At 46.5% G+C, this 14,717-nt stretch carries 17 protein-coding genes; 5 read left to right on the forward strand and 12 right to left on the reverse strand.

Translation table 11 applies throughout. The features are described from left to right. Together AZ66_RS32425 and AZ66_RS06540 are read left to right on the forward strand one after the other, a co-directional pair. Nucleotides 1-188 (forward strand): hypothetical protein (locus tag AZ66_RS32425; RefSeq protein WP_044354094.1); only part of this gene is annotated, 188 nt, incomplete at its 5' end. After that, entirely contained in the window at nucleotides 185-646 is a 462-nt protein-coding gene (locus AZ66_RS06540) for a DUF441 domain-containing protein (protein WP_021261789.1), read from the forward strand. The genes AZ66_RS32425 and AZ66_RS06540, both read left to right, overlap by 4 nt. A 13-nt stretch (nucleotides 647-659) precedes the next feature. On the opposite strand, the gene AZ66_RS06545 is transcribed toward AZ66_RS06540, so the two are convergent. From AZ66_RS06545 to AZ66_RS06565, 5 genes are all read right to left on the reverse strand, one after another. Beyond that, on the reverse strand, nucleotides 660-1,913 hold the full coding sequence (locus AZ66_RS06545) for an aspartate kinase (protein ID WP_044354095.1): 1,254 nt from the start codon (nucleotides 1,911-1,913) through the stop codon (nucleotides 660-662). A 149-nt stretch (nucleotides 1,914-2,062) separates the two neighbouring features. Continuing rightward, nucleotides 2,063-2,620: an elongation factor P gene (gene efp / locus AZ66_RS06550; protein WP_021261791.1), complete on the reverse strand. Its 558-nt coding sequence runs from the start codon at nucleotides 2,618-2,620 to the stop codon at nucleotides 2,063-2,065. A 101-nt stretch (nucleotides 2,621-2,721) separates the two neighbouring features. Beyond that, complete coding sequence (locus AZ66_RS06555; RefSeq protein WP_044354096.1) at nucleotides 2,722-3,798, reverse strand: M24 family metallopeptidase; 1,077 nt, start codon at nucleotides 3,796-3,798, stop codon at nucleotides 2,722-2,724. A gap of 33 nt (nucleotides 3,799-3,831) precedes the next feature. Continuing rightward, nucleotides 3,832-4,296 (reverse strand): type II 3-dehydroquinate dehydratase, encoded by a 465-nt coding sequence (aroQ, locus tag AZ66_RS06560; RefSeq protein ID WP_044354097.1) that lies wholly within the window; start codon nucleotides 4,294-4,296, stop codon nucleotides 3,832-3,834. A gap of 116 nt (nucleotides 4,297-4,412) precedes the next feature. Then, nucleotides 4,413-5,093: a YqhR family membrane protein gene (locus AZ66_RS06565; protein WP_044354098.1), complete on the reverse strand. Its 681-nt coding sequence runs from the start codon at nucleotides 5,091-5,093 to the stop codon at nucleotides 4,413-4,415. 255 nt (nucleotides 5,094-5,348) lie between these two features. Here AZ66_RS06565 and AZ66_RS06570 point away from each other — a divergent pair, with 255 nt between their 5' ends. Further along, nucleotides 5,349-6,239 carry a DUF1385 domain-containing protein gene (locus tag AZ66_RS06570; protein WP_044354107.1) on the forward strand — a complete coding sequence of 297 codons (891 nt, stop codon included), beginning with the start codon at nucleotides 5,349-5,351 and terminating at the stop codon, nucleotides 6,237-6,239. Nucleotides 6,240-6,277: 38 nt separating this feature from the next. Next, nucleotides 6,278-6,586: a hypothetical protein gene (locus AZ66_RS06575; protein ID WP_052648419.1), complete on the forward strand. Its 309-nt coding sequence runs from the start codon at nucleotides 6,278-6,280 to the stop codon at nucleotides 6,584-6,586. A gap of 49 nt (nucleotides 6,587-6,635) precedes the next feature. Here the strand turns inward: AZ66_RS06575 and AZ66_RS06580 are convergent, their stop codons facing one another. The 7 genes from AZ66_RS06580 to AZ66_RS06610 all read right to left on the reverse strand — a co-directional run bounded on the left by AZ66_RS06580 (nucleotide 6,636) and on the right by AZ66_RS06610 (nucleotide 13,601). Further along, nucleotides 6,636-7,613: a patatin-like phospholipase family protein gene (locus AZ66_RS06580; RefSeq protein WP_044354099.1), complete on the reverse strand. Its 978-nt coding sequence runs from the start codon at nucleotides 7,611-7,613 to the stop codon at nucleotides 6,636-6,638. A gap of 103 nt (nucleotides 7,614-7,716) precedes the next feature. Continuing rightward, the gene (locus AZ66_RS06585; protein WP_231586758.1) at nucleotides 7,717-9,315 is read right to left on the reverse strand and encodes a family 10 glycosylhydrolase; all 1,599 of its coding nucleotides are present in this window, start codon (nucleotides 9,313-9,315) and stop codon (nucleotides 7,717-7,719) included. A 112-nt stretch (nucleotides 9,316-9,427) separates the two neighbouring features. Then, nucleotides 9,428-9,853: a transcriptional regulator MntR gene (mntR, locus tag AZ66_RS06590; protein WP_021261799.1), complete on the reverse strand. Its 426-nt coding sequence runs from the start codon at nucleotides 9,851-9,853 to the stop codon at nucleotides 9,428-9,430. Between the two features lie 311 nt (nucleotides 9,854-10,164). Then, the gene (locus AZ66_RS06595; RefSeq protein ID WP_021261800.1) at nucleotides 10,165-10,881 is read right to left on the reverse strand and encodes a cytochrome c biogenesis CcdA family protein; all 717 of its coding nucleotides are present in this window, start codon (nucleotides 10,879-10,881) and stop codon (nucleotides 10,165-10,167) included. Nucleotides 10,882-10,938: 57 nt separating this feature from the next. Further along, on the reverse strand, nucleotides 10,939-11,745 hold the full coding sequence (locus AZ66_RS06600; protein ID WP_021253007.1) for a metal ABC transporter permease: 807 nt from the start codon (nucleotides 11,743-11,745) through the stop codon (nucleotides 10,939-10,941). A gap of 51 nt (nucleotides 11,746-11,796) precedes the next feature. Then, on the reverse strand, nucleotides 11,797-12,540 hold the full coding sequence (locus AZ66_RS06605; RefSeq protein WP_044354110.1) for a metal ABC transporter ATP-binding protein: 744 nt from the start codon (nucleotides 12,538-12,540) through the stop codon (nucleotides 11,797-11,799). A gap of 77 nt (nucleotides 12,541-12,617) precedes the next feature. Next, on the reverse strand, nucleotides 12,618-13,601 hold the full coding sequence (locus AZ66_RS06610; protein ID WP_044354100.1) for a metal ABC transporter solute-binding protein, Zn/Mn family: 984 nt from the start codon (nucleotides 13,599-13,601) through the stop codon (nucleotides 12,618-12,620). 294 nt (nucleotides 13,602-13,895) lie between these two features. Here AZ66_RS06610 and AZ66_RS06615 point away from each other — a divergent pair, with 294 nt between their 5' ends. Next, on the forward strand, nucleotides 13,896-14,708 hold the full coding sequence (locus AZ66_RS06615) for an undecaprenyl-diphosphate phosphatase (protein ID WP_044354101.1): 813 nt from the start codon (nucleotides 13,896-13,898) through the stop codon (nucleotides 14,706-14,708). Nucleotides 14,709-14,717: the final 9 nt, after the last annotated feature.

Below are 14,717 nucleotides of genomic sequence, written 5' to 3' on the forward strand. Positions count from 1 at the left end.
CTCGTCCCCATTCTTACAGACAACCACACGATGAAGCCGTTTATATCATCATAAACGTCACAATTACGAGCAGGGCGCCAGACGGTCTATGTTCTAAAGCAGAGGGGCTTGTTCATACATTGGAAATGACTACAGTCTTCGGCACACGATGGTATGAACAACTCTCTCTTGAGGAGCATGATACATGAATGGTGAATTTGTACTCGTTACACTCATACTCATAGGTCTCGTTAGCCGATCTCCAATTATTACAACTGCCGCATGTATATTACTCATCGTTAAGCTTGTCCATTTAGAGCGCTATCTTCCTACCATTGAACGTCGTGGATTGGAGTTCGGATTATTATTTCTCACCATTGCCGTGCTTGTTCCCTTTGCGGCAGAGCGAATCACTACCCACGACCTATGGTCAGCCCTATCTTCCTGGCCAGGTATGATGGCACTTGCGGGCGGGGCTATTGCCACCTCTATGAATGGCAAAGGACTGGAGCTATTAAAAAACGATCCGCAAATGATTGTCGGCCTAGTGGCAGGGTCAATCATTGGGATCGTTCTTCTGCGCGGCATTCCGGTAGGGCCGTTAATGGCCGCAGGTATAACCGCACTATTATTGCAGATAAGCAGATGGATTATTGATAGGTTCTAATAAATGCAGTCCGTTATCTACGATCTTGAGGACCGCCTACGAATGCTGTTTCCATTGTGTCCAAGCCATAGCCTGTATGAAGAGCTCGAATAATATCATGCAGGTTATCAGCTGCCACAACACAGGATACTTTAATTTCAGAGGTGCTCACCATTTTAATGCTGACTCCCGTCCGGGAGATAATGTCGAACATTTTAGCAGCAACACCCGGATGGCTAACCATACCAGCCCCTACTATCGAAATTTTCACCAAATCTCGCTCTGATGTAACTTCACGGTATGGAACCTCACCGCGAATGTTCTCAATAACGGATACTGCCCGCTCACAATCAGCAAGTGCTGTCGTGAAGGAGAAGTCTGCCTCACCGTTTAATACACCGCTCTGTACAATAATATCTACATCTATATGTTCATTTGCAAGCGCTCCGAATACCTTCGCCAATACTCCCGGCAAATCAGCGACGCCCAAAATGCTAATACGCGCTACATTCTTATCATATGCGATGCCACTAACGACTACACCCTGTTCCATTGTAGCTTCCTCCTTCACGATTGTCCCCTCATTGTAGTTAAAGCTGGATCGAACAACAAGACACACTGAATTGTGCTTGGCGTATTCTACTGCACGCGGGTGCAATACGGCTGCCCCTAGGTTAGCCAGCTCCAGCATTTCGTCATAGGATATTTCCTTCAGCTTCCGGGCACAGTTTACGATTCGAGGATCTGTAGAGTATATGCCGTCAACATCCGTATAAATCTCACATACATCCGCCTGAATAGCAGCAGCCAGCGCAACGGCTGTCGTATCTGAGCCTCCACGGCCTAATGTTGTTATTTCTCCGACTTCCGACATCCCCTGGAATCCAGCCACAATTACAATCTGACCTTCCTGCAGTGCATTTTTCACCCGTTCAGACTGTATGTCGACAATACGTGCCCTGCCGTATGTACCGTCTGTTCGGAATCCAGCCTGCCATCCGGTCATAGACATCGCTTGGTGACCAAGCTGATGGACGGCCATGGATAACAACGCTACCGAGATTTGCTCGCCTGTCGTGAGCAGCATATCCATTTCACGTGCAGGAGGATTCTCATTCAAGCTTTTCGATTGATCGATTAATTCGTCCGTCGTGTCTCCCATTGCTGATACAACAACAACACACTGGTGGCCTTCTTGTTTTTTTTCTACGATTCGTTTGGCAACCCGCTTCATTCTCTCAATATCTCCTACTGAGCTGCCTCCGAACTTCATGACATATAGTGCCACACTGACTCACTCCCACCCTATGAACTAGAAATGCTTGCACTTTCTTTTAATAGCATATTATAGCACAATTTTACCAATGCGGTACGTTAAATTATAAAAGCCCCGAATGCACAGGGCACTCAGGGCTTATTAAAATACGTATTCAATAATTAGGCACGAGAAATGTACTTGCCTTCGCGTGTATCGATAAGCAGTACATCGCCTTCGTTGATGAAGAGTGGCACTTGAACGTTCAAGCCAGTTTCCACTGTCGCGTTCTTCGTTGCACCTTGAGCCGTGTTGCCTTTAACGCCTGGCTCTGTCTCAACTACCTTAAGCTCAACGTTGTTCGGCATGTTGATACCAAGGATTTCACCTTTATAGCTTACGATGTTAACGATCATGTTGTCCTTCAAGAAGTTCAATTCCCATTCCAATTGGTTCTTGTCCAAAGAGAATTGGTCGTAGGACTCATTGTCCATGAATGTATACTCTTCACCACTGTTGTACAGGTATTGTACTTCGCGGTTATCGATTTGCGCACGGCCGATTGTTTCACCTGCACGGAACGTCTTCTCCGTAACGTTGCCGTTACGCAAGTTTTTCAATTTGGAGCGTACGAACGCAGCACCTTTACCTGGCTTAACGTGTTGGAAATCCAAGACTGTAAAGATATCTCCATCCACTTCTACTGTCAAACCTGTTTTAAAATCGTTTACTGAAATCACTCTAATTTCCCTCCTACATGCATGGCAACCCCGATTAACCGTAATGAAATACGTTCGATGCTCAGTGTACTGGTTAGATTTCTACTGAACTGCGCCCGTCACTACATGTCTAATACGAGCAGTTGTTTCGTTGATTGTGTTATTATTTCAATCCCGTCTTCCGTAATCACAATATCGTCTTCGATACGTACACCGCCGAATCCTGGAATATAGATCCCAGGCTCCACCGTAACGGTCATACCGGGAATTAACACCGTATCGCTTCCGAATGCCAATCTTGGATTTTCATGAACTTCCATACCCAAGCCATGACCGGTGCTGTGTCCGAAATGGTCACCATATCCGTAACCCTTAATGATGTCACGAGTTAAGGCATCTGCCTCGCGTCCAGTCATCCCCGGACGAATATGTTGAATTGCATTCATCTGTGCTTCAAGAACAATGTTATAAATTTCATGATGCTTGTCAGTCGGCTTACCCAGTACTACAGTACGTGTAATGTCTGAGCAATACCCATTGTACAAAGCACCGAAGTCAAGCTTAATGAACTCGTTGCCTTGGATGATGCGATCACTTGCAACACCATGCGGCAATGCGGATCGTTCGCCAGATGCAACGATCGTTTCGAAGGAGCTCGATGTTGCTCCATTCTTACGCATGAAGAATTCCATCTCAAGCGCAATATCCTTCTCGGATACGCCTGGCTTGAGGAAGTTCAGAATATGGCTGAATGTACGATCCGCAAGCTGAGCAGCTTCGCGCATAATCGCCAATTCTCCCTCATCCTTAATCATGCGAAGATCTTCAATCAGCCCAGATACAGGTACAAGTTCAATGCCTTCGAGCTGTCCTTGATACCCTGTATAAGTTGCGAATACGACGTGATCCTGTTCGAACCCTAGACGACTAATATGCATATCAGACAGAAGCTGCTTCAACGTATCTGTCATCTTCGCGCCGTGTTCAACAACGTCATAATCGACAGCTTGCTGCGGCGCCTGTGTCATATAGCGGAAATCCGTCAGCAGCACTGCGCGGTCTTGCGTAATCAGCACATAGCCGGATGAACCTGTAAATCCTGTCATGTAACGACGGTTCACCGCACTTGTGATGAACATGGCTTCCAAGCCTTTCGTCCCCATTGCTTCTCTTAAACGAGTCAAACGTGATTGGCTCATCTTCTCATCATCTCCCGACTTTGCATTGTTCCGTCACCCTTGAGATTGACCTTCTGCCCGTTGTGAGAACACATACTGATGCAGTGCAGACAATCCCAACTCATAGCTTAATGCTCCGAATCCCGCAATTTGTCCTACCACTACAGGAGCGGTTACAGACACATGCCGGAATTCTTCCCGCTTATGTATGTTGGACATATGAACTTCCACTGTCGGAATGCGAACCGCACTTAATGCATCTCGCAGTGCATAGCTGTAATGCGTAAGTGCTCCCGGATTAATGACAATACCGTCGCATGTCCCATATGCCTCATGGATACGGTCTATGAGCGCTCCTTCATGATTGCTCTGGTAGCATTCCAGTGAAACGCCCCAAGATGCAGCCATCTCTGTAAGCCGTGCTTCAATCGCAGCCAACGATTCGCTCCCGTAGACACCAGGCTCGCGAATGCCGAGCATATTCAAGTTCGGTCCGTTCAATAACAAGTAACAAGCCATGATGATTCCACCTCTCAAGCGTACCGTCAACAGACGAATCCTCACGTATTTTAACATACGATGCAGAAAATGAGAAGCGTCAATACAGCAAACCCCGCATGACATCGCGCATTTAGCTACATGATCGGTTTAGGCTTGCGTCGCTCTGGGTAATCATGCACCTCTTCCCCAGAATCACTTCTTGCTGCTGAATGAACAACTCCGCCGCTGGTTACACTGTCAGGCCCTCTATTTCCTGACTTCCCAGACCCCTGTCCTCCACCGCTAGTATAGCCCGATCCCCCCTTCATTTTGAAACGCTCTGCCTCATCGGGTTCACGCTCCTGTTCATGATTGAACTCCGTTGCTACCGTATAGCCAATGAATAATCCCCAGACAAGCATGATACAGGATTCCGTCCATATCGTGTTCCATGTTGTCCTCCATACTGGATGCACGAGACCAAGCATAGGCCCCGGTACAACATATAATAGAACCCACCATACAATCCCATATAGAATCCCAGGGTACGGACCAGGTACTTTCCGTAGGAAAAGCGTATATAGTATGGAAGCTGCAATTGAAAATAAAATGAATGCGCCCCATCCTACTAGCTGGCCTTGGATAGTAATCAAATATTTATGCGGGTAGAAAGGTTCCGCAATCATCCCAGGGATCACCGAAGTAAAGTGGAAAGTATAAGCGAGCCAACGTATCCCGCCCCATATCAGCCCGGCAAAAAAACCGATTTGCACAGAAAACGATAATGGGTCAGTAGGATTCTTCTTACGCTCCGCCCTTGCTTGCCTTTCATTCATTGCCATTCCTCCCAAGTGTGATCATCTCAACGTGTATGTAGTATGCTCCAACCTAGGCGGATTACAATCATGGTGTGGAAAACGCCAGCAAAATTCGCTACAATAAAATTATTATTATTTCAAAATCGTGAAGTGCTTCTTACTTGAGGCACCTTCGGTACACACGCAAAGCGGAATGCATTCAAGATGGGGATGGTGAAGTAATTGTCAGATCAGAAATCCATTTACGGTGGACAGGCCGTAATTGAAGGCGTAATGTTTGGCGGCAAGCACGTCAATGTGACGGCTGTCCGTCGCAAAGATCAATCCATTACGTTCTACGAAGTACCAAAGAAAGATAAAGCATGGGTTGCCAAGCTAAAAAGAATCCCGCTGCTCCGAGGGATTGTTGGCATATTCGATGCCAGTTCTAAGGGATATCAGCACTTGAACTACGCTGCAGAGAAATACGCAGAGGATGAAGAAGGAATTGAAGCTGCTGAGGCAGGCAAAGACTCCAAATGGAACCTTGCAATGATCGTCGGGGTAGCGGTAGTCGGAATTTTATCACTTATCTTTAGTAAAATTATTTTCACAACCGTTCCAGTTGTCATTGAAGAACTCATTTTCGGGTCGACCTTCAATAATATCGTGATCCATACTGTCATTGAAGGTGTCATTAAAATTGCGTTCCTTCTCGGGTATTTGTGGCTAATTTCCAAGACACCTATTGTCAAGCGTCTGTTCCAATATCATGGCGCTGAGCATAAGGTAATTACCGCATATGAAGCCGGTGTAGATCTAACGGTACAGAACGTACAGAAGTTCAGCACGCTGCATTATCGCTGCGGCAGTAGTTTTATTATTTTGTCCGTCATCGTTGGAGTCGTTATTTACTCCTTTATCCCATATGATAATTTATGGGAACGCATTTATCCTAGGCTCCTGTTGATTCCGGTAGTCATGGGCGTATCCTATGAGTTCCTGCGGTTGACGAATGCCCTGCGGAATGTGCCTGTACTTCGCTGGCTTGGGTACCCTGGACTGTGGCTGCAGTTGCTAACAACGAAGGAGCCTACTGATGATCAGGTGGAAGTGTCGATTGCTTCCTTCAATCGCATGTGTGAGCTTGATCGCGAATTACAGCCTAAACAGGCTGTATCTTAAATCTACATCAACATTATGACAAGAAGGGAATGATGACGATGGCCCGACTGCCGCGATGGTTTATGCTCCTCATGGCTGTGTTGGTTGGAATCGGAATCGTTAGCAGCTTCACGCGAGATCCTATATCCATTCTAATTCCCGTCGCCATCATTGCCGTTGTATTCCTCGTCTATCGATTTGGGCCGAAGAAGAGCGTCAAGGTTAAGGTCTCGCCTCGTACGGAAGCGAAGCTGAAAGCAGCACGTGCGCCTCAAGCTAAGAAGCGTATACGACCTCGATCACAAGCAAAACTTACGGTCATTGAGGGCAACAAGGCTAAGGATGAGAACAGACAACAGACCAAATAAACAAAAACAGCGCTTAGATGAGTCCTATTCATCCAAGCGCTGTTTTTGGTTATATCTTCGTCTTCCCGCAGCAATGCACCTTATACATCTTCTCATATGCGTCCCTCGTCCACTGCTGGAAGTAGGCATCGCCCGCTTTCTCACCTGACTCATATAATGCCATGCTCTGCTCAACGGTTAAATCAAAGTCAGTTGTCCCGATACCCAGTGTAGGGATCTTAATCGTACGGAATCGGTTCTCCTTATCGATATAGCGCTGGTCATGTGCCGAGATCATGGTGGATACCATGGCCTGCAGCATTGTTATGAGACCCGTAATCTGATGGGGCTGGCCAGACTGCTTTCCTACCATTTGAAAGCCGATCGTTGGAATCAGACGATTCGATCGCGGGTCAACTTCATCATCGAACAGCCAAAGCGGGAAGTTGGAGAGCATCCCACCGTCCACGATGTAGGAGAATTGATCAGCAAACTTCTTCGTCCGGCCATTCTTCACCTCAAATGGGGCTCGTAATATCACCGGATCGAAGAAGTAAGGAATGCTTGTGCTCATTCGTATTGCCTTGCTTACGAGGAATGATGCTGGGTCTATCCCGTAGTTCTCAATGTCGTCAGGGAGAACCATCAGCCTCCCATTCGTAATATCCGAGGCAATGATTCTTAGCTGTTCCTTCTTTAAATCCCCAAACGTGCGAATCCCTTTCTTCAACAGGCAATCATGCACCCATTTCTCGAGTGCTTCACCTGAATATAGCCCCTTTTTCCACAGTAATCGAATTGCTGGACCAATCCACTTAATCTGAAAGATTGGCGCACGTTGCAAAAAGGAAGAGAACGGCATCTCCAATATGAGCCGCTCCATCTCTTCTGCAGTATAGCCAGCGGCAAGAAATGAGGCTACAATCGAGCCCGATGAAGTGCCTGCGACACGATTGAATGTCATCCCGTGCTGCTCGGCTGAATGGACTGCACCAACTAACGATATCCCCTTGACTCCCCCGCCTTCGAATACCGCATTGATACGCACGGGATCCCCCTCCTCGCTCACATACTGCTTTTTCTTGTATGTATGCTCATACAGGAGGGGATATGATTGGATGAAAAGTATAATTTCTGATTATGGCTTACATCTATTTTTCCTCGTAATAATGTTGAAGCTTATCGGATACCTGCTTCGTATTTCTTACCAGATCAGCAGCACTGAAGAATATACTGCCCGCTACCGCATCAATTCGCGAATTGAACTCCAACTGCTTAATAAGTACATCTGCACTGTTCCAGTCCGTTTCATTTGCATCGGCAAGCTTATAGGCAGCGTGTCCAATAAATAGTTCCACCCCAGTGCCTGCCGTTTCTTTGACCCACCAATTCACTAACGTGTCGTAGGACGCAGCCTTGTGGCCGATGTGCCAATACACTTGAGGTGCAATATAATCGATCCAATGATTCTTGATCCATGTTCTTGTATCTGCATACAGATTGTCATAGCTGCTAAGTCCCGCCTTCGTTGCTGATCCGGTTGGATCTGCGCTGGAGTTGCGCCATACTCCGAACGGACTTATACCAAATTGTACATTCGGCTTCGCCGACTTAATCTGCTTGTACAGGGATTCAATGAACTCATTCACATTATTTCTACGCCAATCGCCCTTGTTATTGAATACCTTGTTGTAGCGTTCATATGTATCATTATCCTTAAATGATTCCTTGTCTTCGCCATATGGATAGAAGTAATCGTCCAGATGCACGCCATCGATATCATAGTTATTGACAACTTCCATGATGGAATCAAGCACAAACTGACGAGCTTCTGGGACGCCTGGATTATAGATAAGCTTGTTCTGGTGCTTTACAACCCAGTCTGGATGCTCCTTCGCGGGATGACCATTAACCAGCTTGGATACATCTCCTTGTACACTTACACGGTAAGGGTTAAACCATGCATGGAACTGCATGCCGCGCTTATGTGTCTCTTCTACCATGAATTTCAATGGGTCATATCCTGGATCCTTGCCTTGCGTTCCTGTCAGCCATTCCGACCAAGGAAGCAGCTTCGAAGGATAGAAGGCATCTGAAGTTGGCCGCACCTGCACGAAAACAGCGTTGATTCCTGCCTCTTGGAGCTTGTCCAGCATGCTTGTATACTGCTGCTTCTGACGTTCCGCATTGAAGCCTGACTTCTTCGGATCCTGCGGCCAATCAATATTGTAGACGGTCGATATCCACGTTCCTCTCAGTGATTCCGAATGGATCGCTTCGCCATCTTCAGATCCAGCTTCGCCACCTTCAGAGGCAATTGTAATAATACGTTCTCGCTGATTCCAATCCACCTTCAATCCAACACTTTCACTGATAAAGCGAAGCGGAACCATCGTTCGTCCACCACGCATGGAGGCAGATACGTCGAGCTGCACATGTTGCCCATCCACTTCCGCATTGCTGTCGCCAATCGTCAAGCGTATGGTATGCCCATCCTTCCGGAACTCAACCTGGCGATTCGCCTGATCCCAACCTACAGTCGCACCAGTAGCTTCCCCTACTGCTCGGAATGGCAGCATCGTCACATTCTTGCCTGGCATCAAATAAGGAGCTACATCCGTTTGAAGCTGCTTATTGTTCATCAAAATTCGAATGTCATTGCTGGCCGCATTCCCCGTCTGCGGCATAAGCGTACTTAGCATAACAGCAGCAAATGTGCCGAGAAGTACTTTTTTCGCATGATTCATCATTCTTTTTTTCCATCTCCCTTGTCCATGTTGAACGAAAAAATGAGTAAATTTCATTTCCCCTCAACTATTAGACGCAAAAAATAAAACATCTGTTTCGCAAAAAACAGATGTTTTACGATTCATTATCCAATTCACCGCGCAAATCACTAAGCGCTTGCAGGCGCTGAGGGTCTCTGCGGAAGTATTCAACAAGTGTTTCGATGCATGTAATCGAGTTCCAGCTTAGGTGATGCTCGATTCCTTCTACGTCTGTATAAATATGCTCGTCGGCTACACCGATCAAGGTTAAGAAGTCTTCGAGCAGCTGATGGCGATCCACCAATCGCTTGCCGATCTTCTTCCCCTTGCTTGTCAGCACGAGCCCGCGATATTTCTCATAAATAAGATAATCGTCCTTATCGAGCTTCTGAATCATCTTCGTCACAGAAGAAGGGTGCACTTCCAATCCTTCTGCAATATCGGATACGCGAGCATATCCTTTCTCGTCAATCAGTTTATAGATACGTTCCAAATAGTCTTCCATGCTTGGTGTAGGCATCAAGCGTCCCTCATTTCCTTCCACGTTACACGACTTGTCCAAAAGCGCTTCCTGCTTCAACATGTTCCTCATTTCACATCAATAAAGAATACTTTCCCTTAGCGGAAATGAAGAAATGCATATTCATATACGGAAATAATCGTGTAACTTTAAGTTTACATGGTTTCGAGGTCAAGTTCAACCTTAGACCTGTTTTGCTCGACATTTACCATAGCTGCAATCTGTGGATATTCATAGAAAGACCGCTCCATCTATGAAATTAGCTGGCAGCGGTCACGGTAGATATGGTTTGATTATGTAGGTTCTGTCAGTTATGTCAGTCTTCTCATCCACTCCGGGGTAATCTGCTGCAGCCAAACATTCAGCTGACTCAAATGATCGGTGAACAAGAGTATCCCCATCACGATCATAATCGCCCCGCCTACCTTCATCATGATACCCGAATATTTCGTAAGCCATCGGGTTGAGCCAATGAAGAAGGATAGAATAAAGAATGGCAAACCAAAACCAATACAATAGGCAGTAATCATTAACATACCTGTGCTTGGCTCAGATGCACTTAATGAAATGATGGCAGTCAGAATTGGGCCAATGCAAGGCGACCAGCCGGCGGAAAAGCCCATCCCGAACAGAAAGGAGCCGAAGTATCCGCTCTTCTGTCCAAAATCCAGCTTCCGTTCCTTCATTAAGAGCTGAGGCTTGAATACACCGATGAGCACAAGCCCCATAATGAGAATGAAAATAGCCGAAATCTGACGAATCAAATCTCGATATTCAGCCAAGTAAGAACCGAGCAGAGTAGCGCCCAGACCAAGTGTGTAGAACACGACACTGATCCCTAAAATGAAAAACAACGTGTGAGTCATTGTGCGCCATCTAACCTCGCGCTTATTCTGCTTATCCTTTAATTGACTCACCGACATCCCCGTAATGATCGAAATGTAAGATGGATATAACGGCAAACAGCATGGAGATATAAAGGATACAAATCCCGCCCAGAAAGCTATCCACACCGTAATATGACCCAACCGCTTCGCCTCCCCGTATTAGTCGATTGCCCTAACAGAAAGAAGATGGGCGCTGTATCACACCCGAATTCCTCTTCTTGCTATCAATGTCAATATTAACACGGCAATGAGCAATAGGACAATCGTAGCCCCTGGTGCCAAATTCCAAATCCCTGCGGTCAGAAGCCCGCCAACGACAGCAGCTTCGGCTACAAGCACCGATACGATAACAGACTGCTTGAAACCCTTGGCTACAAACAGACTAATGGCTACTGGGATCGTTAATAAGGCCGAGACGAGAAGTGCGCCTACAATTTTGATGGCTGCACTAATTACGAGCGCGGTCAGCACCGTGACGGCAATATTAAGCATTCGTACCGGAAGGCCATTTACCGCAGCTGCATCTTCATCAAAGGTAAGCAAAAACATTTCCTTGAAGAAGAGGAGCAGAAATACGACAACGATAAGGGTTACAACCCCAACTACGATCAAGTCAGTACCATTCAGTGTATAAATACTTCCGAACAAATAATTGTTCACATTCGCGCTAAAGTTCATTCCTAGCGTAAAAAAGAGCGATGCCAGCGCAACACCGCCTGACATGATGACAGCAATGGACAGCTCAGCGTACGTTTTGTATGCTTTGCGCAGCTTCTCAATCGCAATCGCACCTACAAGCGCGAATACAAGTCCCATGGCCAGCGGATACACGCCGAGCAGAAACCCAAGCGCTACCCCAGCGATTGTCACATGCGCGAGGGTATCCCCTATCATGGACAACCGGCGCAGCACAAGAAACATCCCCATAAGCGGGCCTATGGCGCCAATTAATAATCCCCCGATCAATGCGCGTATAAAAAAATCAGATTGTATGATGTCCAGCAATGACAACGTCCCCTTTAATTCAATTCCATGCAGAGCAAGGAGCAGTCTTCCTTAGAGTATACCGTGCGATAGATCCGGCTCTGAACATTGCACATTGTGCGAATGCTTCACGTAGAAGTTCAGCTTGCCGCATGTCCCCTTCGGATCACAGCCAAGCCATGAATTCACAAGATCCATATCATGAGAAACCATAATGAAGGTCATATGGTGATGTTCATGCAAATGCTGCAGCAGGTTGAAGAAATCCTTTTGCGTTTCCGTATCGATCCCAACTGTAGGCTCATCCAATATGAGCAGTTCAGGCTTATTCACCATCGCTCGCGCTAGAAATACACGCTGCTGCTGCCCCCCCGATAACTGCCCGATGAGTTTATCCGCCAAATCCTCAACCCGCATCACACGCATCGCATCGCGGCATTGATTAATTTCCTCCTGCTTAAGTCGCCGGAACATCCGCCGACGATTGTACATGCCGGATTGTACGACCTCCATCACAGTCGCCGGAAATAATGGATTAAAGGAATTCTTCTGCGGCACATACCCAATCCGATCCCATTCCTTGAAACGATTGATCGGCGTACCGAACAGTTTAATCTGCCCTGAGGTGGGCTTCAGCAAGCCGACCATCAGTCGCAGAAGCGTTGTTTTGCCGGCGCCATTCGTGCCGATGACACCTACAAAATCCCGCTCATATACGGTGAAGTTGACATCGTTCAGAACCGTCTGTCCTTCATAGCTGAAGCCAACATCCTCTATTGAAATCACCTGGTTATGGCAGGTGTCCGTCATATTCATCATCGTGCCCTCTCTCTTCCTTGCACGCACCGTCCAGCCGTGCAACTCTCGGTAACGGACTTTGATCCGTTCCTCATTTATTGTAGCGCGACAAGGAGATTTTGCAAATTGCGTTCCATGATCGTTACGTAATTGTCCCCTTGTTCTGCCTGCTGCTTCGTCAAGCCTTCAAGCGGGTTCAATACGAGTGTGCTCACACCCGCTTCACCAGCCAATGTATTCGCTAATTGATCCGATACAAGCTCCTCAAAGAACACGTACTTCAACCCCTTATCCTTCACCAGCTTCGAGAGCTTCACCAAATCTTGCGCTCTTGGTTCAGCATCTGGCGTAATGCCCATAATTGCATGCTGCGTCAATCCATAATCCCGGCACAAGTATCCAAATGCATGATGGGATACCACTATCTCACGCTGCTTCAGCGAGCTTAGCTTCTCCGTATATAACTTATCTACGGATTCAATCTTCGACTTTAGCTGCTTATAATTTGCTTCATATTCACCCTTATGCGCGCTGTCGGCTTGAACAAGTGCATCCTTAACATTGCTTGCCATCGTCAATGCAGATTTTGGACTCACCCACGTGTGTGGATCTGTGCTGCCATGTTCGTGTTCATGCGCATGTTCGGAATCTTCGCCTTCTCCTTCGTGATGCTCGTGCTCACTTCCATCTGCCTCAATGAGAGGAATGCCCTTGCTTACCTCAAGTGTCTTCACAGTAGACGAGGAATCCAAGCCTTTCAAAAAATCGTCCAGCCATGTTTCGAAGCCTGCACCATTGACGAGCAGCAGTTCAGCATTCGATGCATTATGCAGGTCACGGCTTTTTGGTGTCCAATCATGCGGCTCAATCCCAGTAGGAATGAGATTGATAGTGTTTACATGTTCGCCGCCAATTTGTTCTGTTAAAAATGCAATCGGATAAAAGCTCGTAACAACATTAAGTTTCCCTTCTACAATACCGGATTGAGAACCTTGCGTACATCCTGCCAACACCAATGCGAAGCAGCACAGGGTCAGCAAGGAATGACGCAATCTTCTATATTTACTTCTCAGCTTCATATAAATAACTCTCCTTCTGCGCAAAATTATGTAGTTACGCATGTTAATTTTCTGTAATTCGTAATCATTACTATTAAGATTATAAAAAGTGTTCTGCGCCTTGTCAATCCTAACTTTTCTTCCATTCCAATTTCCTGCCTGCATAATCATTAGAAGCAGATGTGACAAAATTGTAAGGCACTCTCTATCATGTTACTCTTTGACATCATTGATAGACGATACTAATATGATAGAGTGCCTATTCCTACCGTTAGGCTCAAAACCATATATAAATGAAATTAAGGAGTGAATGATTTGGATTGGATCGAATGGCTGAAATATGCCGTGCTTGGATTGGTGCAGGGTTTCACTGAACCAATACCGGTATCGTCAAGCGGGCATTTGGTTATTGCTGAGCGATTATTCGGATTACATATCGAAGGTCTCGGCTTTGAGGTGCTCGTCAACTTTGCCTCCTTGCTAGCTATTTTGCTCATTTATCGTAAAGATATCGTACGGCTTACCGTAAATACGTTCCGCTTCCTGTTCACACGCGCTCAGGATGCAAAAGACGACTTCATGTTCGTTATTTATTTAATTCTCGCTACGATTCCAGCAGGGATTATCGGAGTGGTATTCAAGGATACGATAGCAGATGTGTTCAAAGGTGTTAAGATTATCGGTGCAACGCTGCTCGTGACTGCACTAGCTCTCTGGCTGATACGCAACTTGCACGGCCGCAAGGGAGACAAGGATCTGTCATTCGGCGAGACGTTCATCGTTGGTCTAGCGCAAGCGGTTGCGCTCATTCCAGGCATTAGCCGTTCCGGTTCAACAATCGTTGCTGCGATGGCACTGGGATGGAAGCAGGAAACTGCCCTTCGCTTCTCCTTCTTTTTGTACATTCCAGTCAGCCTTGGAAGTATGATTCTCGAAGGGAAGGATATGATCAAAGACCCGACACTGGGTCAAATGATGATTCCATACTTGCTTGCCTTCGTATGCTCCTTCGTTGCATCCTACTTCGCCTTGAAATGGTTCATGGGCATTATGGCACGCGGCAATCTGAAATGGTTCTCGCTCTATTGTGTATTTGCAGGACTGTTCGTCCTATTCTTCGTGAATTAATGACGTTCA

Origin of the sequence: Paenibacillus sp. E194, assembly GCF_000935845.1 — a bacterium.
GTDB classification, from domain to species: domain Bacteria; phylum Bacillota; class Bacilli; order Paenibacillales; family Paenibacillaceae; genus Paenibacillus_B; species Paenibacillus_B alvei_B.